Below are 22,734 nucleotides of genomic sequence, written 5' to 3' on the forward strand. Positions count from 1 at the left end.
ATTATGTCTCCAATTCGGCATTGATTGAAAAGCCTGAGATGACGTTAAGCGTCATGACAGTATTCAGATGTTGTAAGAGTAAAGGGTCTATCGCTGAGAGCGTTTGACCCGATTGCAATTCAGTTAATAGTTGGTGGCTTTCTTCCGTCAAACGATGCCTTTCAATCTGTGAATTCTCGGCTCGGATTAACACCCCAAATTCAGGTTGGTTGATGTCTAACCCATCGAGTTGTTGCTGATAGATGGCGTGTTCAAGAGCGATAATCGTATAGCTAGAATTGACCAGAGTTATTGAATCTCTGAGATGAAAGACTAAAGCGCCTTGTTGTTCTTGTGGTACCTCAGCTAAACGAGAAAGAGGACGTTGGTCGACATGTGATTCTGAAACGCATCTCACCAAGCTATCTTTTTTCCATTCATACAAAGCCATTTCACCGAGATAAGGTGCAGCCTCGATAACCGCAGGAAAGGCTTGGATAGTGTGTCCAAAGTGTTCACCGTAGCCGCTGACATCTCCAGAGGTTGATGGATAACTTAATACATGCTGACGAGCCATCTGTTGGAAGCACTCTTCACCAACCAGCATTTCAGTGAGTGGGTAGGTTGCTGCCAGTACCTCACTCAAGCCAATCACAAAGTTATTGCGGTAAATCTGTATGCGCTGTTCATCCGTAAAATGGTCGCTCACTATACCGCAGTGCTCACCACTGTTTTGGTAGCATAGGGCGTTAGCAAACTCCAATTGAACATCTGCTAGGGAGTGGCTCATGATGCGCGACTCCTTTGGTTGAACTTGTCGTGTTGATACAAGATATCACTGGCTTTGGTTGCTTCAGCCAATAAGATTTGTGGTTCTGGGATATCTAGATCCCATTCAATCAAGGTATGGCGCAAACCATGTTGTGCTATCCAGTCAGTATAGAGTTTCCACACTTCGTCACAAACAGGCTTGCTGTGTGTGTCTATCCAGATCTCACCTTGTTCAAGCTTCTTCTTGGTAAAACCTGCCAAGTGAATCTCTTCCACTTTGTCTGCAGGTATCCCACTGAGATACTTTTCACAGCTGAAGCCGTGATTAAAAGATGAGACAAAAATATTATTGAAATCGAGTAATAGGCGACACTCTGTGCGCTTCTGTACCTCGGCTAAAAATTCCCACTCTGGGATGGTTGAATGCTTGAAGGCAAGATAACTCGATGGGTTCTCAATCAGCATAGGACGTTGTAGGTTGTCTTGGACCTCGATGACATTACGACAGAAGACTTCTAACGCCTCTTCGGTATAAGGCAGCGGTAATAAGTCATTGAAGTAATGACCGCCGGTCTGACTCCAGCTGAGGTGGTCAGAAACCAAGAACGGCTCGATATCATCAATCAGATCTTTTAACTGCACCAGATGATGTTGATTGATGCGTTCAACAGAACCTAGAGACAACCCAACACCGTGGCAACTTATGTTGTGGGCGTTACGTATTTCTCTGAGTTGTTGGCGTTGCGGTGATTGAGCTAAAAAGTAGTTCTCGCTGTGAACCTCTAACCAACTCACTAAAGTTGGATTTTGGCTAAAGAAGTCTAAGTGAGGTGTTCTAAGGCCAACCCCTGCATTGGGATGAAGAGTGTCAGTCACAACGGTTCTCCTAATAGGAAGTGGAGGTGAGCCGAATTTCAGCTCACCATACTTAGCAGCTCAATTATGATGATTGAGTGTCACCACCTGATAATTTGCCACATAGTCCTTTAGGAACGACCACGAATGCATCGGATTGGTTGTCTTCTTTGGCTGTACCCGCACATGAACTTGTTTTGGTAGCACAGTCATTTTGGCCAGCTTTTGCCACGCCGTAGCATTTCTCTTTTGCTGCTGCTTCCGCAGGTGCTGATGTAAGAACTGCACCGCCGAACGCTAGTACACTTGTGATTGCAGCTGTAACAGCAAGATTAGAATTTTTCATAGTCATTCCCTCTAGGACTTAATAGTATTTTATATCGCAGGTTAATGGATTGTTAACTTGCTTACTAAAAAGGATAGGAAGAACTAGGAAATAATTTCACGACATTATAAGAAATATCAATATTAATGATGTATTACCTTTTAAGTTGCTGATTATATAATGTTATTTTTTGAATGTTTTTTCTTCTTATTATCCTAAACGCAGCCTAGTGTTTAGGTTATAATCAACTTTTATGTATAAATACCCAGTAGTGAGCATATCCAATGATAGATCCTTCGCTTTTACTCGATGGCCTAAACGACAAACAACGTGAGGCGGTCGCAGCACCTTTAGAAAACCTACTTATTCTGGCAGGTGCTGGCAGTGGTAAAACGCGAGTGTTGGTGCATCGTATCGCTTGGTTACAAAGCGTAGAGCAAGCATCACCGTTCTCTATCATGTCGGTTACCTTCACTAACAAAGCGGCAGCAGAGATGCGTGGTCGTATTGAAGAGTTGATGATGGGTAGCTCGTCGGGCATGTGGAACGGCACCTTCCACGGTATCTGTCACCGCATCCTTCGTGCTCACTACCTAGATGCAAAACTGCCAGAAGACTTCCAGATCATTGATTCAGATGATCAGATTCGTTTACTGCGTCGCTTAATCAAGGCGCAAAACCTTGATGAAAAGCAGTGGCCTGCCAAGCAAGCTTCTTGGTGGATCAATGGCAAGAAAGACGAAGGGCTGCGCCCAAGTCACATTGACGCCTACCATGATCCAATAACTCAAACGTGGTTAAAGATTTACTCTGCTTACCAAGAGGCATGTGATCGTGCTGGCTTGGTCGACTTTGCTGAAATTTTGTTGCGATCGCATGAACTATTGCGCGATAAGAAACACATCCGCGAGCACTACCAAGCTCGCTTTAAACATATTCTTGTCGACGAATTTCAAGATACCAACAACATCCAATACGCTTGGCTACGTATGATGGCGGGCCCGGATTGTCGCGTGATGATCGTGGGTGATGATGACCAATCTATCTATGGCTGGCGTGGCGCTAAAATTGAAAATATTCAGAAGTTCTTGGATGAATTCCCAGGTGCTTCAACGGTTCGACTCGAACAAAACTACCGTTCAACCAAAACCATTCTTCAGGCGTCGAACGAGCTTATCTCGAACAACACCGAACGTATGGGTAAAGAGCTGTGGACCGATGGCAACGATGGTGAGCCAATCTCTGTTTACTCAGCTTATAACGAGTTAGATGAAGCGCGTTTCACGGTCAGCAAAATCAAAGAGTGGCAAGAGAAAGGCGGTGCGCTAGAAGATACCGCGATGCTTTATCGTAATAATGCCCAGTCACGTGTTCTTGAAGAAGCTTTAATTCAAGGTGGTTTACCTTACCGAATCTACGGCGGCATGCGATTCTTCGAGCGTCAGGAAATCAGAGATGCTTTGAGCTACCTGCGTTTAATGAGTAACCGAAGCAATGATGCGGCATTCGAACGTGTCGTAAATACGCCAACGCGTGGCTTGGGCGATAAAACGCTAGAAACGATTCGTCTTGCGGCGCGTGATCGTGGTGCAACAATGTGGGAGGCCAGTGTTGCTCTGATAGAAGAGCAAGTGTTACCAGGCCGTGCTGCAGGTGCTTTGAGCCGCTTTATCGAGCTTATCAACGCGCTTGAAGATGACACGATAGAACTGAGGCTTCATGAGCAAACCGACCACGTGATCAAATCGTCGGGCTTGTTTGCGATGTACGAGCAAGAGAAGGGCGAGAAGTCGAAGGCACGTATTGAGAACTTGGAAGAATTAGTAACGGCAACGCGTCAGTTTGAAAAACCTGAAGAAGCGGATGAAATGAGCATGCTAACAGCATTCTTAACTCATGCGGCTTTGGAAGCAGGCGAAGGCCAAGCTGACGAGTTTGATGATGCGGTTCAGCTTATGACCCTCCACAGTGCCAAAGGCTTAGAGTTCCCAATGGTATTCATGGTTGGTGTTGAAGAAGGTATGTTCCCAAGCCAGATGTCTGCAGAAGAAGCGGGGCGTTTAGAAGAAGAACGTCGCCTGTGTTACGTAGGCATGACTCGTGCGATGGAGAAGCTCTATATCACTTACGCTGAAATGCGTCGTTTGTACGGTCAGGACAAGTACCACAAACCATCACGCTTTATTCGTGAACTACCAGAGACATGTCTGGATGAGGTTCGTATGAAAGCGCAAGTGAGCCGTCCTGCAAGCAGTGGCCGCTTTAGCCAAACCGCCGTGAAAGAGAACTTTAACGAAACAGGCTTTAGTTTGGGTTCTCGCGTTAAGCACCCTAAGTTTGGTGAAGGCACCATCATCAACTTCGAGGGAAGTGGCCCGCAGAGCCGAGTTCAAGTCGCGTTTAACGGCGAAGGCATTAAGTGGTTAGTAACGGCTTACGCTCGATTAGAGCAGCTTTAATCTGCTACTTCGGCATCTAAAAATCGTTCATTATTAAAAACTAAAAGAGCAGCCAATGGCTGCTCTTTTTTATTGCTCGGTACTATGCTGAATAGGCTGAATCGAGCTTAAGGCATTTCTGCGTAAAGTGGGACTTACAATGCTGCAAGTGCCGCTTCGTAGTTTGGTTCTTCAGTGATCTCTGCAACCAACTCGCTGTGTGTCACCACACCTTTTTCATCAACAACGACAACGGCACGTGTTGTTAGGCCTGATAGTGGGCCTTCAGCAATCGCTACGCCGTAATCTGATGCGAATGCAGGAGAACGGAAAGTTGAGGCGTGTTGAACGCCCTCAATGCCTTCTAGTTCGCAGAAGCGACCTGCAGCAAACGGTAGGTCAGCAGAAATACAAACAACAACTGTGTTCTCAAGATCTGCTGCTTTTGCGTTGAACGTACGTACGCTCGTCGCACACGTTGCTGTGTCGATGCTTGGGAAGATGTTTAGAACCACTTTCTTGCCTTCAAGAGAAGTAAGAGTCAGTTCAGAAAGATCGCCTGCAGTCAGTGTAAAGCTTGGTGACTTTTCACCTGTTTGTGGGAATGTGCCCGTTAGAGGTACAGTAGCGCCTTTGAAGGTAACGTGTGACATGAATTTGTCCTTAGTTTAATTATGGTTATGAAACTAGTTGAGCCTAGTAAGACTTACGTTACTCGGAAGTGCTTAAGAAGTGAATGCTTTAAATGTCAAAATTGTAATTAAAGGTCTTTGATTTATTTGTTTGAGAGAGGAATAAATGAAACGACAGATAAAGAAAAACCCCGAGAGCTTGCGCTCATCGGGGTCTATAGTCTTACTCGCAGCAATCCGGCTACTAAGTGTGCTCCATGCATCAAATCCATGATAGTGTGCTGTTATCCTTCAGCGTATTCCTTTCGTCGCCATCCTAGCGGTGTCCTTGATCTTATCCTGATCTGCCAACAATCCTCGTTAGCGCGCGTCACTTGTTCCTTGAGCGGTGTCCTTTACATCATCCTGATGTTCAGTCCTTTCCTCGTCCAGAGGTGTCCATTGTCTTTCCTTAGTAGCAACCATCCTAGTTACTATTGCGTCCATTCAATGTCCATTTCGCTATCCATGCCGATTATTCATCCTGAGCAATCGAATCTTCATCCTGAAGATAACCAAGTCCTTGGCGTTTCCTGTTCCGTGTCAGCATCCTTCCGACACCGTTTATTTTACCGATTCCTTACTTATCAGCAATGGTGCATAAGCGAATTTCTATATAATTATTTGAGTGATAAATGTACGTTTTGTTTTATTTCAATAGGTTAAAAATATAGTGTGCTTATTTTCTCAGTTAAATAGCGATATTACTCACTGCCTTGTGAGAGATCTCGCACAAGGCAGCGAGTAAAAAGGGAGGGTTATTCCTTATTGGCCAATAGCCGCACCTTCACGACGAGGGTCTGCAGCGCCTTCAAGGCCATCTTTTGTGAGACGAATCGCGTGTAAACCGGAGTTAAGATCGCGAACATTTACCTCGAATCCCATCTTTTCTAGCTCAGGTTTGAAGTTTTCCGCCGATGTTCCTTTTTCCAAATCTAAGGTGCCGAAGCGGTTTAGGAAGTGCGGTTGGTTGATGGCTTGCTGAATATCCATGTCCCATTGGGTATGCGCAATGATCGCTTGTGCCACATAACCTATGATACGGCTGCCACCCGGAGAGCCAATCGCCATGTAAGGTTTATCGTCTTGCATGATGATGGTGGGTGCCATTGAAGAACGTGGACGCTTACCCGGCTCAAGTCGGTTGGCGATAGGCTTACCATCGTTATGGGTCTTGAATGAGAAGTCCGTTAGTTCGTTATTGAGTAGGAAGCCTCTCACCATCAAGCGTGAACCAAAGGCATTCTCAATAGTGGTGGTCATCGACACGACATTGCCATCGCTATCAACAATATTGAAGTGGCTGGTGGACGGCAATTCAATAGAAACATCTTGGCTTTGCAGCATTGCGTGATCCCACGGTGGGGTGCCCGACGGTGCGCTTTCTAATGCCTTGCCTGCGGTAATTAACTGAGCACGGTCCTGCAAATAGTCAGTATTCACTAACCCTTGGATTGGCATCGGTACGTAATCTTGATCGGCCATGTACATACCACGGTCTGCAAAGGCTAGGCGAGAAGCGTCTGCTAACACCTGCCAAGATTTTGCGCTGTTTGGCCCCCATGATTTCAGGTCAAACTGCTCGGTCATCGTTAATATTTGCCCAACCGTTAATGCACCTGAACTTGGTGGTCCCATTCCACATACTTGATAGCTTTCATAAGCAGAACAAACGGGTTCACGTTGCTTGATCGAGTAAGCGTCGAAATCTTTCTGCGCTAATACACCCGGGTTGCCTTTCGCAGTTTGCACGGTATTGATTATGTCGGCAGAGATCTCACCTTGGTAAAAGGCCTTAGCACCGTTCTTAGAAATAGCGTTTAACGTTGCCGCGTACTCTGGGTTCTTAAGTTGTGTGCCCGCTGTTTTCGGGCTGCCATCGGCATTGAAGAAGTAGGCTTTGGTAGTGGCAAAGCGGCTTAGTCGTTGTTGGTCGTTTTCAATCAAGGTGGCTAAACGTGGGCTGATGGTAAAACCTTCTTCAGCCAGTTGAGTAATGGGCTTAATCAGGGATGCCCATTCGAGCTTGCCGTATTTCTGGTGGGTATCCCACAGCAATTGAACCGTGCCGGGCGTGCCAACAGAACGACCGCCAACTACGGCATCATAGAATTTAAGCGGTTGCCCGTTTTCGTCTTGGAATAGACGTGGTGTGGCATCAAGCGGCGCGGTTTCACGGCCATCGTAGGTTTTGAGTTGCTTGTCCTTGCCATCAAAATAAACAAGGAACGCACCACCACCAATACCTGATGACTGAGGTTCTACTAAGCCAAGCATAAGTTGTACGGCAACCATGGCATCAATGGCGTTACCACCACGAGCAAGCACATCAGCTCCAGTCTGTGTTGCTAATGGGTTGGCTGCTGTGACCATCCAGTCATTGGCTTTAACGAGTTGTTTGGTTTCTAAACCACTACTTTGTTCGGGTGCGACAGAATCGGCAGCTTGATTTGCCCAACTGACGTGAGAGGCAAAAAGTAGGGTAGAAGTGGCGAGGGTTGTTAGTTTTGTTTTCCACTGCATGATCTTCTCCTTTTAATATGCAGAGCTAGATTGGCAGTGGAAAGATGAGATAGCCAGAGCGTTGTTAACGAATTGTAATCTTGATTCGAATTTAAGCGATTAAACCGGACAGTGACTGCCAAAGAATACTCGCGCCAATAAGACTAAATAACACGCCACACAAGCCATCGATGTATACCGTTGCTTCGCTGAGTTTCTTCTGCAGTGTTTTGGTTGAAAGCATCCACGCCAGCAGTGAAAACCAAAACAGTGAGAGGCCAAATAGGATGATCAGAGCAAAGCCTTTACCTGACAGAGACATGTCGGCAGGCACTAGGCTCGACATCAAGCTGACAAAGAACACCAAAGCTTTTGGGTTGAGAATATTGGTCGCAAATCCTTTAGAGAATGCTTCCCGCTTATTGGTCAGAATCAGATCTTTAGAATTGACGGTATCGGCATCATCATCGTGGTTTTGAATGATTTGCCAGGTTGCTTTAAGTGCACCGTAACCTAAATACAGTAAGTAGCTACCACCAGCGAGTTGGATAATGGCAAATAATGTGGGTTGCTGGTGGACTAGGTAACTAATTCCCGTCAGGCTCAGCAATGAGTGCAGCAAGATCCCGCAAGATAAACCAAGCGCAATGTACAAGCCTGTCTGGCGTCCGTGACGCGTCGCATTTTGCACGACTAACGCAAAATCAGGGCCGGGGCTCATCAAAGCGATGAAGTGGATAGAGGCTAGGGTGATAAGTATGGTGACTTCGTTCATCGTCAGTTCTCAATAACGTTGCCGCTATTTTTAAATAAGTAATCGTATTGAGCGTAGCTTACCGTGATTTGAAATCGAGCAATTGTAAATTATCAACACTTAGTTGATTTGTGAAGGGGGTACGCCGAATGTGGTTTTGAATGCCTTGGAGAAGTGTGCCTGATCATAGAAGCCGACTTGGTGCGCGACCTTGGTACCACATATCCCAGACTTGATTAGGCGCATGCTCTGTTCCATACGTAAACGGCTCAGCCATGCATAAGGCGTAATGCCCATTCTGTTTTTAAAATGGCGTTGGAATTGAGTCGTGGTTAAACCACACAACTCAGACAGTTGTTCTAGTCGCACTGGTTGATCCAAATTCGCCATCAAATAGTCTTTTAGCGTATCAATCGATTGATTACCCAGTTTGATGTCGCTTTTCGATCCAAATTGCGCATAACGATCGACAATCGTCGAGAATCCTTCGAAAGGTAAGCAATCTTGAGCAAGCTGGCTGATGTTTTGATTGATTAGCAGTCCGTGTAAGTTACGTAATTGTGAAAATGCAGCTTGATCGGAGAGGATCAACTCAGAAAAGCCTAATGTGTGACCATTTTTCTTGGGATCGGCAAGATCTTGAAACCATTGGGGAGAAACAGCAAACACACTGACTTGATAACCCGAATCGAGTTTGGAGTGCCCATCATGCAGTTCATCGGGTGGCATGATAACAACTTGTCCTGCACCAACATTATGACTTGTCCCTTTGTAGACGAATTTCTGCTGTCCTTGGGTAATTAAGCCAATGTGAAAGTCCAAATGATAGTGGCGTTGAAAGGCAAACTCTTGGTACTGAGCTTGGATTAGGCTGATATCTTCTGTTGGGGTAGAGTAGTAGTGGACTTTATCCATGGTACGAAAAAGCCTGGTCAAATAGTCATCAATTCAACCAAGCTTATCTTCGTATTAAGGGATTGTCTTGTAAAAAACGATCAGTGTTACTGCTTAGCGCGTTTGTTCTTTCTGTTGTTACGCAAACCGTCAAAGCTGAATATCACCAACGCTCCCCAAATAAAGGCGAAGGTAATTGCTTTATCGCTGGTAAATGCTTCGCCATAAATCAGCACTGCTAACAAGAACATTAAGCTTGGCCCGATGTACTGGAAAAAGCCGAGCGTCGATAACTTCAAGCGTGTTGCTGCGCCTGTAAAGCACAGCAATGGAATGGTTGTAATAACACCTGCAGCAACCAGTAATAGGTTGAGTTGCATCGGGTTCATTGAGAAGTCCGAGGTTGGGCTATCAGCAATAAACAGTAGATAAGTAGCCGCGAGTGGCAGCATTACCAGAGTCTCAATGAACAAACCGGTTTGTGCTTCTAAGCTCACCTTTTTGCGCAGTAGGCCGTAAAAACCGAAGCTAAAGGCTAGGGCAATAGCGACGATCGGTACTGAGCCAAACGCAATCAACTGGATTAATACGCCAATCGCAGCCAGAGCAACCGCAAACCATTGTAGTTTACGCAAGCGTTCGCCTAGAAAGAGCATCCCGAGCAACACGTTAATCAGTGGGTTGATGTAATACCCCAAACTGGCATCAAGCATGTGATTGGAGTTGACCGCCCAAATAAAGATTAACCAGTTAGCGCCCACTAAAATAGACGTCGCCACTAAATAGAGCATTTTTGGTTTTGAGGTCAAGGTGTCGCGTACTTTACGCCAGCTATGGCCAATGTGTAATAAGAAAGCGAGTAGGAAAAAAGACCATACTACACGGTGGCTAAGGATCTCTAACGGGGAAACGTCACTTAAAGATTTGAAATATATAGGGGCGATCCCCCACATGGTGTAGGCGCCGACGGCAAGCAAAACTCCCTGGCGCGTACGTTGTTGTTGTTCCTGTGTCATGCATCTTTCTCTAGCACTGAGTGCTTATTAATAAGATTTATAAGAGAGTTGGTCAGTATAGGAGCGATAACCCTTTTCACCTAACAATTTGCGGTTTAATTCGCCAGCGTTCCCCTCTACAATGTGCGCCTTGCTTGCGAATGATGCTGGCTGATTTTATACCTCGATTAGGAACCACAATGACCGCCACTCTGATTGCTGAGCAAATACCGACTCCCGCGAATGATGCGCAAACCATCTTACAAGATGTGTTTGGCTATCAAGAGTTTCGCGATGGTCAGCAAGAGGTCATCGATCTTGCCGTTGAAGGTAAAGATAGCTTGGTTATTATGCCAACCGGCGGCGGTAAATCTTTGTGTTACCAAATCCCAGCATTGGTTCGTGAAGGGCTGACTTTGGTTATATCGCCACTTATCTCGTTGATGAAAGACCAAGTTGACCAGTTGAAAGCCAATGGTGTTGCTGCTGAGTGTATAAACTCATCGATGCCTCGCGATCAACTGTTGAGTGTGTTCAATCGCATGAACTCAGGTCAGTTGAAGATGGTTTATGCTTCGCCAGAGCGTGTGTTGATGCGTGACTTCATCGAGCGCCTGCAAGGCTTGCCGCTTTCGATGATAGCGGTGGATGAGGCGCACTGTATCTCTCAGTGGGGACACGATTTCCGTCCAGAATATGCCTCGTTAGGTCAGCTTAAACAGTACTTCCCTAATGTGCCTTATATGGCGCTGACGGCAACCGCCGATGACGCTACTCGCAAAGATATTATCTCGCGTTTGCAGTTTGTAGATCCGCACACTTACTTAGGCAGCTTTGATCGCCCTAATATTCGCTATAACCTAGTTGAGAAGCACAAACCCGTGTCGCAGGTGGTTCGCTACCTAGAAACGCAGAAAGGCAATTGCGGCATCATCTACTGTGGTAGCCGTAAGAAAGTGGAGATGGTGACCGAGAAGCTGTGTAATAACGGTATTCGCGCGGCGGGTTATCACGCAGGGATGGACACCGACGAACGTGCTTACGTTCAAGAAGCTTTCCAACGTGATGATATTCAGATAGTAGTCGCGACCGTAGCATTCGGTATGGGCATCAACAAACCCAACGTGCGCTTTGTGGTGCATTTTGATATTCCACGCAATATCGAATCTTATTATCAAGAGACTGGCCGAGCGGGTCGTGATGGCTTGCCTGCAGAAGCGATGATGCTGTTTGACCCGGCTGATATGGGTTGGCTACGTCGTATGCTTGATGAAAAAGAAGAAGGTCCACAGAAACAAGTTGAGATGCATAAACTTAACGCGATGAGCGCCTTTGCCGAAGCGCAAACGTGTCGTCGTCAGGTACTGCTCAACTACTTTGGTGAATATCGCGAGAAACAATGCGGCAACTGCGATATTTGTCTAGATCCCCCCAAGCACTTTGATGCAACCCAAGAGGCGCAGAAGGCGTTGTCTTGTGTGTACCGTGTTAATCAGTCATTTGGTATGGGCTACGTGGTTGAAGTGATGCGTGGTATGCAAAATATCCGCGTCCGAGATAATGGTCACGATAAGTTGTCTACTTACGGTATCGGCCGCGACCACAGCCACGACTATTGGATCAGCATCTTCCGTCAGTTGATTCATAAAGGCTTGTTGTTCCAGAACATTACTCGTAACTCGACTTTACAGTTAACCGAAGAAGCCCGCCCGTTACTGCGAGGTGAGATGTCTTTGGAGTTGGCTGTACCTCGCTTGGATACTGCAGTGCGTAATGCTAAGTCCGATAAGTTAAGTAGCAAGAACTACGATAAGAAGCTGTTTGCAAAGCTGCGTAAGCTGCGTAAGTCGATTGCTGATGAAGATGGCTTGCCTCCTTATGTGGTATTCAGTGATGCGACCTTGATTGATATGGCTGAAATCCTACCCACATCTTATGGCGAGATGCTGGCCGTGAATGGTGTCGGTCAACGCAAACTCGATAAGTACGCTGATCCATTCTTAGATTTGATTCAAGAACACATCACCACACACGGCTAATTGGCTGATTGTTAGCTTTCAGAAGCGTTTAGCTTATAAGAATGATTAGCTCATAGAAAAAGAATAAGGTTGATAGGGACATGACAACACAAACAGAATTTGGCTTAAGAGAGTATTTAGCTGAAGAAGGACGTTTATTGATTACGTCTCCAAGTTTTGATTTTGATTCTTACGAAGTGTTAGGTGAGAAGCTGGTGGCGTTACTGTCAGCGTCTGTTGTCGAAAAACAATGGGACGCCGATATGCATTCTTGGTTGATTGATTTTGAAGATTGTCGGATGTTTTTAAAGTCTGAACACTACAGTGAATCAATCTGGTTTGAGTCGTTAAACGCGGAAGATAGTCGAGAAGAGTTTGATTATCTCGCGACGCTTTTCAAGCGCGGCTTCTAACTTCAAGCGTGGTTTCTAACGTTTAGCATAGCTTCTAAAAACATCGCTTTAAAAAACAGAGCTTCTAGCGTCATTCACCAATAAAAGTGAGGATAAACGTTTGCGTTTGCTCTCACCATTGCAGCCAATATTGATTAATGTATAATCGCCCGCCGCTCAATAGAGCAAATTATAGAAACATTTTTAATTCACATTATTGGTAAGAGCTTTCTTAGTTTATTCGAAGAAATGACTCGATTTGGGTTCCCTCACCCCCAAACCAAACTAAAAAGGTACAGCATGAGTAACTTTACCCCTGCGCAACAGCGCAAAGCCCTAGCACTATTAGTTTTGTTCCATTTGGTCATTATTGCGTCAAGCAATTATTTGGTTCAGCTACCTTTTACCGTCTTCGGTATGCACACCACTTGGGGTGCTTTCACTTTCCCGTTTATCTTTCTAGCGACCGACCTGACCGTACGTATTTTTGGCGCGCAGCTTGCTCGTAAAATCATTTTCTTAGTGATGTTACCAGCGCTGGCCGTTTCTTATTTATTGTCTGTGGTGTTCTTTGAAGGTTCATTCCAAGGCTTTAGCCAACTAGGCGAGTTCAATTTGTTTGTTGCACGCATCGCGGCGGCAAGCTTCATGGCTTATCTGCTCGGTCAGATCTTGGATGTGCATGTGTTCAACCGCTTACGTCAAATGAAGCAATGGTGGGTTGCGCCAACGTGTTCAACGTTATTCGGTAATGCCATTGATACCATCGCGTTCTTTGCGATTGCTTTCTACCAAAGCCCAGATCCATTCATGGCTGAGCACTGGACTGAAATTGCGTTGGTCGACTACGGATTCAAGCTTATCATCAGCTTAGGTCTGTTTGTTCCTATGTACGGTGTGCTTCTAAATTACGTAGTTAAGAAGTTAACCGCAGTGAACCCTGACTTTAAAGCGACAGGTGTTAACGCTTAAGTTTGAGATTTGTAACGCAAAGCATTAATGCAGCGATAAGAAAAAGCCCAAGTTAGTCTACTAACTTGGGCTTTTTTAATTTCTAGCGTCAGATATTAATATCAGAGGCATTCAATATTCAGTGGCCAACCAATATCGGTTTGTCTATTCGACTCGATCTCTAGCTCTGCAGCGGTGAGCGGGTTGTCTGCTAGCCATTGCTTAGAAAGCGTCAAGGTCAGGTTGTTACCATCAGTTGCAAGCTTAAACTCAGGCTCTAGTGCTGGATTACGACGGTGGGTCAGTAAAATAGCTAAGCGCAAAATTCGTAAAATACGCTTGCTGCTGGTACCTGAGATTGCATGTTGCTCTGGCAATGAGGTTAACTGTTCACGGTAGCGACGTGTTAACTCACCTAAGTAGTGCTTTTGCGCTCGAGTGAAGCCAGGCAGGTCTAAGTTCTGTAGTAGGTAAGCGCTGTGCTCGCCGCCTTTTTTGAAATCGATAGTTAAACCAATCTCATGAAGCTTAGCTGCAGTTTGTAATAGCACACCAGCTTGAGGTTCTGAAACCCACGCTTCGGCGCCTGCTTGCTCTAACAGAGTTTGTGCAACTACAGCCACTTGTTCACCGTAGCTTACGTCCATTTGGTAGCGTGATTGCACGCTCTTGATGGTACGAGCGCGAATATCTTCTTGGCGAAACTCATCAACCATCTCGTAGGCTAAGCCTTCACGGAGTGCGCCACCTGCGAGTGTCATTGAATCTATTTCAAGCAACTCAAAAATAGCAATAAGAATAGAAAGACCACTAGGGAACACTAATGCGCGTTCAAGGGTGAGCCCTTCAATTTCTAGCTCTTCCAGGCGTTCAGTAATCATGGCTTGTTTCTGTAGACGCTTAAGTTTGGCATGAGTAATAACTTCATCCATGCCTTGCGCCAACATGATTTCTTGCAGTGCTTGTACGGTACCACTGGCACCAACACACACGTCCCATCCAATATCGGTGTAGCTATCTAGGATAGGAGCCAACGTAGACTTAGCCGCTTCAATGGCATTGTTAAAGTTGGTTGCGTTTAATTGGCGATCTTTAAAGTGGCGCTCAAGCCAAGTAACACAGCCCATCTTGAGGCTGGTCAGTGCTTTCGCTGAGAAACCTTCACCAATGATCATTTCGGTGCTTGCACCACCAATATCAACGACCAGTCGGCGGCCGCTGCCACCAGAAGTGTGTGCTACGCCTTTATAGATAGTCGCAGCTTCTTCTTCACCAGAGATAACATTGATGTCGTAACCAAGAATCTGGTTCGCTTTCTCTAGAAATATATCCACATTGATAGCTGTACGTAGGGTCGCTGTACCCACAATGCGGATATTTTCTTTCGGAATATCTTGCAGTCGCTCTGCAAAGAGACTCAAACAGTCCCAACCGCGCTGCATAGCTTCTGTACTAAGCGCATTATTTTCATTTAAGCCTGCTGCTAAACGCACTTTGCGCTTAATTTTAGCCATGGTTTGTACGCTGCCATCGATGTGACGCACAACGAGCATATGAAAACTATTCGACCCGAGGTCGATTGCAGCATAAAGCGGGGGTGACACTGTTTGACTCATAAGCGACTAAGCTTCCTTGTTATGACGCGGTTGGCGTGGGCGACGGTTCTGGTTTGGTTTACGGTTACCGTTGCGTGGGCCATTGTTGTTTGAGCGGCGTTGTTGCGGGTTACGTGTACGTAAGCGCATCGGTGCTGGCAGATCTTCTAGTAGTGCAGAAGCATCGTAGTCAGACATTGGGATAGCGTGCTCAATGTACTCTTCGATTGGTGGCAAGTTGATTGCGTAATCTTCACAAGCAAAGCTGATCGAGTGACCGCTTTCACCAGCACGACCTGTACGGCCGATACGGTGAACGTAATCTTCGCAATCATCAGGTAGGTCGAAGTTGAATACGTGTGTAACTTGAGGAATGTGTAGGCCACGAGCTGCAACATCAGTTGCGACAAGAAGGTCAACATCACCTTTGGTGAACTGCTCAAGAATCTTTTCACGTTTCTTCTGAGGCACATCGCCAGTTAGCAGGCCAACACGGTGACCATCGGCAGCCAAGTGGCCCCAAACTGATTCACATTTGTGCTTAGTGTTAGCGAAGATGATTGCGCGATCTGGCCATTCTTCTTCGATTAACGTTTGTAGAAGAGCCATTTTGTGTTCGTTAGAAGGGTAGAACAGCTCTTCTTGAATGCGGTGACCTGTTTTACGCTCAGGCTCAACAACCACGTGCTCTGGGTTGTGCATGTGCTCGAACGCTAGCTCTTGTACTCGGTAAGACAGCGTCGCAGAGAACAGCATATTCAGGCGATCTTTAGGTTCTGGCATACGACGGAACAAGAAGCGGATGTCTTTGATGAAACCAAGATCGAACATGCGATCAGCTTCGTCAAGAACAACGGCTTGAATGTGGTTAAGGTTAAATACCTTTTGCTTGTAGAAATCGATGATACGGCCAGTAGTACCAATTAAGATATCTGCGCCTTCTTCGATCTTACCTAGCTGCTTGTCGTAGCTTTCGCCACCGTAAGCGAGTGCTGCTTTGATACCCGTGCTTTCAACCAGAGAGTCAGCATCGTTGTAGATCTGAATCGCGAGTTCACGCGTTGGTGCCATAATAATTGCACGTGGCTGGTTAGGCTTACGCCCTTCATGCTCAGGTGTTTTTAGCAGGTGGTTAAAAGTAGCAGTTAGAAACGCAAGCGTTTTACCAGTACCCGTTTGGGCCTGGCCTGCAATGTCTTGGCCGGTGAGCAGTACCGGGAGCGCCAAGGCTTGGATAGGGGTACAATAATCGAACCCTTTTTTCTCCAATCCTTCAATGACTTGAGGAAGTAAATCCAAGTCGGCGAACTTTTGCTCTGTGATATGCGTCTTTTTCATTGCTATAGAATATCAGCTTAAGCTTGCAATACGAAAGTAAATACATTCCAATAGGGCATCTATTTACTGGTTATCATCCAACCAGTTCTAAAAAATACATTGGAGTGGAAGATGAGTGATAAGATTTTGCAGCTAACTGATGACGGTTTTGATAACGATGTAATCAATGCTGCAGGCCCTGTTCTTGTTGATTTTTGGGCAGAATGGTGTGGTCCATGTAAAATGATTGCGCCGATTCTTGATGAAATCGCAAACGAGTACGAAGGCAAGCTCACAATCGGTAAATTAAATATCGACCAAAATGCTGGAACTCCACCAAAATTTGGTATTCGTGGCATTCCAACGCTGCTTCTTTTCAAAGATGGCGGCGTAGCAGCAACTAAAGTTGGTGCATTGTCTAAAACTCAACTTAAAGAGTTCTTAGACGCTAACCTATAATCAGGTCAGCATTTGAAAAGAAACCGCGCAGTTAACAAATGCGCGGTTTTGTTTTTTCTAAGCTATGGACTAGTCTTAGTTTTAGTGCTAATTTATCGCACGTTAATTGAACAAATTCTCTTCTTGGTCGAGCCTGTGACCAAATCCTTCTTAACTTAAGAAAACAGATCCTATTTTGACTAAACAAACTTCCACCACTATGAATCTTACTGAACTGAAGAACAGACCTGTGTCTGAACTTGTTAAACTTAGCGAAAGCCTAGGTCTTGAAAATCAAGCTCGTCTAAGAAAACAAGACATTATCTTCTCCATCCTTAAAGCGCATGCAAAAAGTGGTGAAGACATCTTTGGTGATGGTGTTCTAGAAATTCTTCAAGACGGTTTTGGTTTCCTGCGTAGCGGCGACAGCTCATACCTTGCTGGGCCAGATGATATTTATGTATCACCAAGCCAGATTCGTCGTTTTAACCTTCGCACAGGTGATTCTATTGGCGGCAAAATCCGTCCACCTAAAGATGGCGAGCGTTACTTTGCACTACTTAAAGTAAACACGGTTAACTACGACAAGCCAGATAACGCACGTAACAAAATCCTTTTTGAAAACCTTACTCCTCTTCATGCCAACGAACGTATGGTGATGGAAGCGGGTAATGGTGCAACTGAAGATATCACTGCTCGTATTCTTGATCTTGCTTCTCCAATTGGTAAAGGTCAGCGTGGTCTGATTGTTGCTCCGCCAAAAGCGGGTAAGACAATGCTTCTGCAAAATATTGCTCAAAGCATTGCTCGTAACCATCCTGAGTGTGAACTAATGGTTCTACTTATCGATGAGCGTCCCGAGGAAGTAACAGAAATGCAGCGCCTAGTTAAAGGCGAAGTAATCGCATCGACGTTTGATGAACCAGCATCTCGCCACGTACAAGTAGCAGAAATGGTAATCGAGAAAGCGAAGCGTCTTGTTGAACATAAGAAAGATGTGGTAATCCTGTTGGATTCTATTACTCGTCTAGCTCGTGCTTACAACACTGTGATCCCTTCATCAGGTAAAGTTCTTACTGGTGGTGTTGACGCGAATGCTCTACATCGTCCAAAGCGTTTCTTCGGTGCAGCACGTAACGTAGAAGAAGGCGGTAGCTTAACTATCATCGCAACAGCACTGGTTGATACTGGTTCTAAGATGGATGAAGTTATCTACGAAGAATTTAAAGGTACAGGTAACATGGAACTGCACCTTAACCGTAAGATTGCTGAAAAACGCGTCTTCCCAGCGATTGATTTCAACCGCTCAGGAACTCGTCGTGAAGAGCTTCTTACCAAGAACGATGAACTACAGAAGATGTGGATTCTGCGTAAGATTGTTCACCCAATGGGCGAAATCGACGCAATGGAATTCCTTATCGACAAGTTAGCAATGACTAAAACGAACGATGAGTTCTTTGACGCAATGCGTCGTCAGTAATTTTGATTAGCTGATTATAATTAATAAGCGCTGCCTTCGGGTGGCGCTTTTTATTTGCATTTTATAGCGGCAGCTTGCAGAATGAGCAAAAGTGTTAAAAGGAAGTTAAAATGCAACATGGACTGTTGTCATCATTACTCCTGTCTACTTCACTGTTATTTTCCCCGGTTGGCATGAGCTATGCTGCCGAGATGTCTCCACTTACAGTAGAGTCTTGGCTTGAGAATGATCAAGTAAAACTGAAAACTGCTGAATTACTCGAGCTTGTCGTGCGTGACGAAGTTAATTCGTTGCGCTTTGCGCTTGAACGTCTGACATTTCCTCAACAAGAGGTGGCTCGTTACCAACTCTTGAAGAAGATTGAGCAACAAAAAATCGCACTCACTCCCAAGATGTCTATCTTCATCGAGCAACAACTTGCTCTCACGCCGACTTACCAAGTTTTAGAGCGTGGTGATGGCTATGAGTTTACGGTACCTGCCTTTAATTACCCTTCGATTGCTAATCGATTAATCAAACAGTGGCACCAAGACCAAACGACCTTGGTGTTTGTGTTAGATGCAGAGAAACAAGAACTCGATCTAAAAGAGTGGCTATCTGGCCCTGAGCATCAAGTTCAAACGCGAGAAGCACTGTTAATCAGAGAGCTAGACAGTTTGTCTCCTGAAGCGGTTGATTATCTGACTAAGCAACTCACGGCATCCTCTATTGTTAGTTGGCTCCCTTCTACTGAGGTGGTGGTTCGACTGGCACAGGTCAGTGAAGACCCTGAAGTCTACAAGATTCTATGGCGAATGAAGGCTGATTATCATAGCCAAGCTGAGCTAGTACGCCTTGCTGAAACCAAACAAGAGTTCGCACTTAAACAAGTAATGGCATCGACTAAGAATCCTCGTTTGAAAGATGAAGCGATTACTTTACTTACCAAGGTTAACCCGCTACCTGAAGAGGTGAAGCAATTCCTTGTCTCTAGGATGGCGATTGCCGATGAAGCGCCATTAGTCGCCCGTGAATTAGCCAAACAAGGTCATACGCGATGGTTGCAAGATCTTGTGAATGATAACCCTCAGGTGAAGAGCTCTTTGATCGAGCAAGCATTACCGTAAAGTGGATTTTGTCTCTCAATAACCACACTAAAAAGGGGGATCTCAGCGTCACCCTTTTTGATATACTGAGTGCAGAATAATCAGCATGTAGAAGTCCTATGAGTTTTAAAGATTTACGTGATTTTATCGACCATCTTGAAAGTATTGGTCAGTTGAAACGCATTTCTCACCCAGTCGATCCAGACTATGAAATGACCGAGATTAGCGACCGTACTCTACGTGCTGGTGGCCCGGCTCTTCTGTTTGAAAATCCAATAGGCTATGAGATGCCTGTTTTAACCAATCTATTTGGTACACCTAACCGTGTTGCTATTGGTATGGGTCGTCAGGAAGTGAAAGAACTGCGTGAAGTGGGTAAGTTGTTAGCTTATCTAAAGGAACCTGAGCCACCAAAAGGCTTTAAAGACGCTCTCGATAAACTGCCGGTGTTTAAACAAGTCTTAAATATGCCAGCTAAACGTCTTCGTAAAGCGGCATGCCAGCAAGTGGTGTGGCAGGGGGATGACGTCGACTTAGATAAAATTCCTGTGATGAGCTGTTGGGCCGACGATGTCGCGCCATTGCTAACATGGGGTTTAACGGTTACTCGCGGCCCTAATAAGAAACGCCAGAACTTAGGCATCTATCGTCAGCAAAAGATCGGTAAGAATAAAGTTATTATGCGTTGGTTAGCCCACCGTGGTGGGGCACTTGACCTGCGTGATTGGATGGAAACCAACCCAGGTAAACCATTTCCGGTCTCTGTAGCATTTGGAGCAGATCCTGCCACCATTCTTGGTGCGGTTACGCCAGTGCCGGATACTTTATCGGAATACGCATTTGCAGGCTTACTACGTGGTAGTAAAACAGAGGTCGTTAAGTCAGTCAGCAACGACTTAGAAGTCCCTGCAAGTGCGGAAATCGTGATGGAAGGTTACATCGATCCGAAAGAATTCGCGGACGAAGGGCCTTACGGAGATCATACTGGTTATTACAACGAGAAAGAAAAGCATCATGTGTTCACTATTACTCATGTAACCATGCGTGAGAATCCTATTTATCACAGCACCTATACTGGCCGCCCACCTGATGAGCCTGCGGTACTGGGTGTTGCGCTAAATGAAGTGTTTGTTCCTATTCTTCAAAAGCAGTTCCCAGAGATTGAAGATTTCTATCTACCGCCTGAAGGTTGTTCATACCGAATGGCAGTAGTGACCATGAAGAAGCAATACCCAGGTCACGCTAAGCGAGTGATGATGGGTGTATGGTCTTTCTTACGCCAATTCATGTACACCAAATTTGTACTAGTGTGCGATGAAGATGTGAATGCACGAGATTGGTCTCAAGTGACCGCTGCCATGAGTGAACATATGGATCCGTCTCGTGATAGCTTGATGATAGAGAACACACCTATCGATTCACTAGACTTTGCATCGCCAGTGGTAGGTTTAGGTTCAAAAATGGGTTTAGACATTACTAAGAAGTGGGATGCGGAACTGGCATTATCACCTGATGCTAAATCTTTACCCATAGATAGTCAGCATATTGAAGGTTGCCTAGCTGAGTTAACCGAAACCTTCCCTGAAATTATTGATATTCACTTACAGAATGACAATGCGAGCATGGTCGTTGTGTCTATCGATAAGCAAGCTGCAGGTAATGGTAAGAAAATCATTGAAGCGGTTTGGTCTCAGTTCGATGAGAACAAGTTTGTCATCGTGTGTGATAGTGACGTTAACGTTAGTGACTGGAATGACATTATCTGGGCGGTGACTACAAGAATGGATCCGGCGAGAGATACGTTATTCCTGAAAAACCAAACTGGACATTCAAAAATGGGTCTAGATGCGACGAACAAGTTTGAAGGTGAGTGCCTACGTGAGTGGGGTGTTCCAATCACCAAGGATCTAGATGTTGTTAGAAAGATTGATAGCATTTGGGAACAACTAGGAATCTCATGAGCTTCCAAGTAATCTTATACCCAGAAAATATCAGTTTTACCGTAGAAAAAGGGCAAACGGTTTTGGATGCTGCGCTCAACAGCAATATCAATTTTCCAAACCGCTGCCAAGTTGGTGCATGCGCTATGTGTATGTGCAAAAAATTAGAAGGCCAAGTGAGTTACCACCTTGAACCCATGCTTACAGAGAAAGAGCAGCAACAAGGTTGGATTTTTGCTTGCCAAGCATTTGCAGAAAGTAATTTAGTTCTAACCTTTGCCAATTAAGGGTTAGCGAGAGGAAGAGCATGACTATTAAATGTAAAGTGAAGTCTATCGAGCCTTTGGCTTGTAATACTTACCAAATCCTACTTCACCCAGAAACACCGGTCGCTTTTAAAGCGGGCCAATATCTGATGGTTGAAATGGGCGAGAAAGATAAGCGTCCATTTTCGATTGCAAGTAGCCCTTGTCGCCATGAAGGCGAGCTTGAGTTACACATTGGTGCAGCTGAGCACAATGCTTACGCTTCAGAAGTGGTTGAGGCAATGCAGAAAGCGCAAGCTGAAGATGGCGAGATAGCTATTGATGCTCCACACGGTGATGCGTGGGTTAAAGAAGAAAGCGATCGTCCTCTGTTGCTCATTGCTGGTGGTACTGGCTTTAGCTACGTGCGTTCTATTCTCGATCACTGCATCGCGCAGAACAGTAAAAAAGAGATTCATCTATACTGGGGTGCAAAAGATGAGTGTCAGCTGTATGCGAAAGAAGAACTTGTCGACATTGCAGAAAAACACAGCAATGTGCATTTTGTACCAGTAGTAGAAGAAGCACCTGAAGTTTGGCACGGTCAAACGGGTAATGTATTAGAAGCAATCACGCAAAGTTTCGAATCATTAGCTGATTTCGATATCTACATTGCGGGTCGTTTCGAAATGGCAGGCGCTGCAAGAGACATGTTTATTCAGAATAAAGAAGCAAAGCGTGACCATATGTACGCAGATGCTTACGCATTTATCTAAGAATTCTTTTGGATTTTGAACGAAAAGAGAGCAGAAATGTTCTCTTTTTTCTGTTTAGGTGAACTATTAGGCAGTTAACCCCTATTTATTCATTTTTTATGAAAAAGTAGTTGCTAAGCTGAGTGGGTTCCCTATAATGCGACACCACTGAGACAGCAGACGCCACAAGGCTTCAGCAACAATCAGTCAGACGGAAAGCGACAAGAAATTAATTTTCAAAAAGTGTTTGACACTGAATGTTAATTCGCTAGAATGGCCGTCCACTTAGAGAGGCTCCTTACTTAAAAGGAACGCTCAATAAGTGAAGCTCTTT

The 22,734-nt window shown here is 45.2% G+C and carries 20 protein-coding genes; 10 read left to right on the forward strand and 10 right to left on the reverse strand.

From position 1 onward, the window contains the following. Window position 1: 1 nt before the first annotated feature. The 3 genes from BCU75_RS15105 to BCU75_RS15115 form a co-directional block, all read right to left on the reverse strand. A complete protein-coding gene (locus tag BCU75_RS15105; RefSeq protein WP_102474335.1) occupies window positions 2–769 on the reverse strand; it encodes an HvfC/BufC N-terminal domain-containing protein in 768 nt (255 codons plus the stop codon). Then, window positions 766–1,626 carry an MNIO family bufferin maturase gene (gene bufB / locus BCU75_RS15110; protein ID WP_102474336.1) on the reverse strand — a complete coding sequence of 287 codons (861 nt, stop codon included), beginning with the start codon at window positions 1,624–1,626 and terminating at the stop codon, window positions 766–768. Before bufB ends, BCU75_RS15105 begins: the two co-directional genes overlap by 4 nt. A 64-nt stretch (window positions 1,627–1,690) precedes the next feature. Beyond that, window positions 1,691–1,951, reverse strand: a complete 261-nt coding sequence (locus BCU75_RS15115) for a BufA1 family periplasmic bufferin-type metallophore (protein ID WP_016783738.1) — start codon at window positions 1,949–1,951, stop codon at window positions 1,691–1,693. 263 nt (window positions 1,952–2,214) lie between these two features. Here BCU75_RS15115 and uvrD point away from each other — a divergent pair, with 263 nt between their 5' ends. Further along, the gene (gene uvrD / locus BCU75_RS15120; RefSeq protein WP_009848185.1) at window positions 2,215–4,389 is read left to right on the forward strand and encodes a DNA helicase II; all 2,175 of its coding nucleotides are present in this window, start codon (window positions 2,215–2,217) and stop codon (window positions 4,387–4,389) included. A gap of 134 nt (window positions 4,390–4,523) precedes the next feature. Here uvrD and tpx read toward each other — a convergent pair whose 3' ends face one another. The 5 genes from tpx to rarD all read right to left on the reverse strand — a co-directional run bounded on the left by tpx (window position 4,524) and on the right by rarD (window position 10,205). Next, entirely contained in the window at window positions 4,524–5,021 is a 498-nt protein-coding gene (gene tpx / locus BCU75_RS15125) for a thiol peroxidase (protein ID WP_102474337.1), read from the reverse strand. A gap of 783 nt (window positions 5,022–5,804) precedes the next feature. After that, window positions 5,805–7,562, reverse strand: coding sequence for a gamma-glutamyltransferase (gene ggt, locus BCU75_RS15135; RefSeq protein ID WP_102474338.1), 1,758 nt, complete (start codon window positions 7,560–7,562; stop codon window positions 5,805–5,807). A gap of 91 nt (window positions 7,563–7,653) precedes the next feature. Next, a complete protein-coding gene (locus BCU75_RS15140; RefSeq protein ID WP_076675907.1) occupies window positions 7,654–8,316 on the reverse strand; it encodes a LysE family translocator in 663 nt (220 codons plus the stop codon). A 99-nt stretch (window positions 8,317–8,415) separates the two neighbouring features. Beyond that, entirely contained in the window at window positions 8,416–9,210 is a 795-nt protein-coding gene (locus BCU75_RS15145) for a helix-turn-helix transcriptional regulator (protein WP_076675905.1), read from the reverse strand. A gap of 86 nt (window positions 9,211–9,296) precedes the next feature. Then, window positions 9,297–10,205, reverse strand: coding sequence for an EamA family transporter RarD (gene rarD, locus BCU75_RS15150; RefSeq protein WP_102474339.1), 909 nt, complete (start codon window positions 10,203–10,205; stop codon window positions 9,297–9,299). Between the two features lie 179 nt (window positions 10,206–10,384). On the opposite strand from rarD, the gene recQ reads away from it, so the two are divergent. From recQ to BCU75_RS15165, 3 genes are all read left to right on the forward strand, one after another. After that, entirely contained in the window at window positions 10,385–12,223 is a 1,839-nt protein-coding gene (gene recQ / locus BCU75_RS15155) for an ATP-dependent DNA helicase RecQ (RefSeq protein WP_076675901.1), read from the forward strand. An 80-nt stretch (window positions 12,224–12,303) separates the two neighbouring features. After that, on the forward strand, window positions 12,304–12,615 hold the full coding sequence (locus BCU75_RS15160) for a DUF3630 family protein (protein ID WP_102474340.1): 312 nt from the start codon (window positions 12,304–12,306) through the stop codon (window positions 12,613–12,615). A gap of 279 nt (window positions 12,616–12,894) precedes the next feature. Next, window positions 12,895–13,566, forward strand: a complete 672-nt coding sequence (locus tag BCU75_RS15165; protein WP_004736638.1) for a 7-cyano-7-deazaguanine/7-aminomethyl-7-deazaguanine transporter — start codon at window positions 12,895–12,897, stop codon at window positions 13,564–13,566. A 101-nt stretch (window positions 13,567–13,667) separates the two neighbouring features. On the opposite strand, the gene gppA is transcribed toward BCU75_RS15165, so the two are convergent. Then, window positions 13,668–15,161 (reverse strand): guanosine-5'-triphosphate,3'-diphosphate diphosphatase, encoded by a 1,494-nt coding sequence (gene gppA / locus BCU75_RS15170; RefSeq protein ID WP_102467368.1) that lies wholly within the window; start codon window positions 15,159–15,161, stop codon window positions 13,668–13,670. 6 nt (window positions 15,162–15,167) lie between these two features. Further along, window positions 15,168–16,478, reverse strand: a complete 1,311-nt coding sequence (gene rhlB, locus BCU75_RS15175) for an ATP-dependent RNA helicase RhlB (RefSeq protein ID WP_004736636.1) — start codon at window positions 16,476–16,478, stop codon at window positions 15,168–15,170. Between the two features lie 111 nt (window positions 16,479–16,589). Between rhlB and trxA the strand changes: the two genes are divergently transcribed. The 6 genes from trxA (at window position 16,590) to fre (ending at window position 22,421) form a co-directional block, all read left to right on the forward strand. Further along, on the forward strand, window positions 16,590–16,916 hold the full coding sequence (gene trxA, locus BCU75_RS15180) for a thioredoxin TrxA (RefSeq protein ID WP_004736635.1): 327 nt from the start codon (window positions 16,590–16,592) through the stop codon (window positions 16,914–16,916). Window positions 16,917–17,115: 199 nt separating this feature from the next. Then, window positions 17,116–18,375: a transcription termination factor Rho gene (rho, locus tag BCU75_RS15185; protein WP_010440702.1), complete on the forward strand. Its 1,260-nt coding sequence runs from the start codon at window positions 17,116–17,118 to the stop codon at window positions 18,373–18,375. 110 nt (window positions 18,376–18,485) lie between these two features. Then, the gene (locus BCU75_RS15190) at window positions 18,486–19,481 is read left to right on the forward strand and encodes a hypothetical protein (RefSeq protein ID WP_102474341.1); all 996 of its coding nucleotides are present in this window, start codon (window positions 18,486–18,488) and stop codon (window positions 19,479–19,481) included. A gap of 98 nt (window positions 19,482–19,579) precedes the next feature. Continuing rightward, a complete protein-coding gene (gene ubiD / locus BCU75_RS15195) occupies window positions 19,580–21,421 on the forward strand; it encodes a 4-hydroxy-3-polyprenylbenzoate decarboxylase (RefSeq protein ID WP_076675895.1) in 1,842 nt (613 codons plus the stop codon). Continuing rightward, complete coding sequence (locus BCU75_RS15200) at window positions 21,418–21,687, forward strand: 2Fe-2S iron-sulfur cluster-binding protein (RefSeq protein ID WP_076675893.1); 270 nt, start codon at window positions 21,418–21,420, stop codon at window positions 21,685–21,687. Before ubiD ends, BCU75_RS15200 begins: the two co-directional genes overlap by 4 nt. A 20-nt stretch (window positions 21,688–21,707) precedes the next feature. Beyond that, entirely contained in the window at window positions 21,708–22,421 is a 714-nt protein-coding gene (fre, locus tag BCU75_RS15205) for an NAD(P)H-flavin reductase (protein ID WP_076675891.1), read from the forward strand. The last annotated feature ends 313 nt before the right edge of the window (window positions 22,422–22,734 follow it).

The sequence above is a fragment of the Vibrio splendidus genome, assembly GCF_002873455.1.
GTDB lineage: Bacteria > Pseudomonadota > Gammaproteobacteria > Enterobacterales > Vibrionaceae > Vibrio > Vibrio splendidus_J.

What these genes read in the sequence shown, in the direction of transcription:
- BCU75_RS15145 (WP_076675905.1), bottom strand. Translation starts at nt 9,210, where the DNA reads ATGGATAAAGTCCACTACTACTCTACCCCAACAGAAGATATCAGCCTA.
- fre (WP_076675891.1), top strand. Translation starts at nt 21,708, where the DNA reads ATGACTATTAAATGTAAAGTGAAGTCTATCGAGCCTTTGGCTTGTAAT.
- ggt (WP_102474338.1), bottom strand. Translation starts at nt 7,562, where the DNA reads ATGCAGTGGAAAACAAAACTAACAACCCTCGCCACTTCTACCCTACTT.
- BCU75_RS15105 (WP_102474335.1), bottom strand. Translation starts at nt 769, where the DNA reads ATGAGCCACTCCCTAGCAGATGTTCAATTGGAGTTTGCTAACGCCCTA.
- BCU75_RS15190 (WP_102474341.1), top strand. Translation starts at nt 18,486, where the DNA reads ATGCAACATGGACTGTTGTCATCATTACTCCTGTCTACTTCACTGTTA.
- BCU75_RS15160 (WP_102474340.1), top strand. Translation starts at nt 12,304, where the DNA reads ATGACAACACAAACAGAATTTGGCTTAAGAGAGTATTTAGCTGAAGAA.
- recQ (WP_076675901.1), top strand. Translation starts at nt 10,385, where the DNA reads ATGACCGCCACTCTGATTGCTGAGCAAATACCGACTCCCGCGAATGAT.
- BCU75_RS15115 (WP_016783738.1), bottom strand. Translation starts at nt 1,951, where the DNA reads ATGAAAAATTCTAATCTTGCTGTTACAGCTGCAATCACAAGTGTACTA.
- BCU75_RS15200 (WP_076675893.1), top strand. Translation starts at nt 21,418, where the DNA reads ATGAGCTTCCAAGTAATCTTATACCCAGAAAATATCAGTTTTACCGTA.
- rarD (WP_102474339.1), bottom strand. Translation starts at nt 10,205, where the DNA reads ATGACACAGGAACAACAACAACGTACGCGCCAGGGAGTTTTGCTTGCC.
- rhlB (WP_004736636.1), bottom strand. Translation starts at nt 16,478, where the DNA reads ATGAAAAAGACGCATATCACAGAGCAAAAGTTCGCCGACTTGGATTTA.
- BCU75_RS15165 (WP_004736638.1), top strand. Translation starts at nt 12,895, where the DNA reads ATGAGTAACTTTACCCCTGCGCAACAGCGCAAAGCCCTAGCACTATTA.
- ubiD (WP_076675895.1), top strand. Translation starts at nt 19,580, where the DNA reads ATGAGTTTTAAAGATTTACGTGATTTTATCGACCATCTTGAAAGTATT.
- tpx (WP_102474337.1), bottom strand. Translation starts at nt 5,021, where the DNA reads ATGTCACACGTTACCTTCAAAGGCGCTACTGTACCTCTAACGGGCACA.
- gppA (WP_102467368.1), bottom strand. Translation starts at nt 15,161, where the DNA reads ATGAGTCAAACAGTGTCACCCCCGCTTTATGCTGCAATCGACCTCGGG.
- uvrD (WP_009848185.1), top strand. Translation starts at nt 2,215, where the DNA reads ATGATAGATCCTTCGCTTTTACTCGATGGCCTAAACGACAAACAACGT.
- BCU75_RS15140 (WP_076675907.1), bottom strand. Translation starts at nt 8,316, where the DNA reads ATGAACGAAGTCACCATACTTATCACCCTAGCCTCTATCCACTTCATC.
- trxA (WP_004736635.1), top strand. Translation starts at nt 16,590, where the DNA reads ATGAGTGATAAGATTTTGCAGCTAACTGATGACGGTTTTGATAACGAT.
- rho (WP_010440702.1), top strand. Translation starts at nt 17,116, where the DNA reads ATGAATCTTACTGAACTGAAGAACAGACCTGTGTCTGAACTTGTTAAA.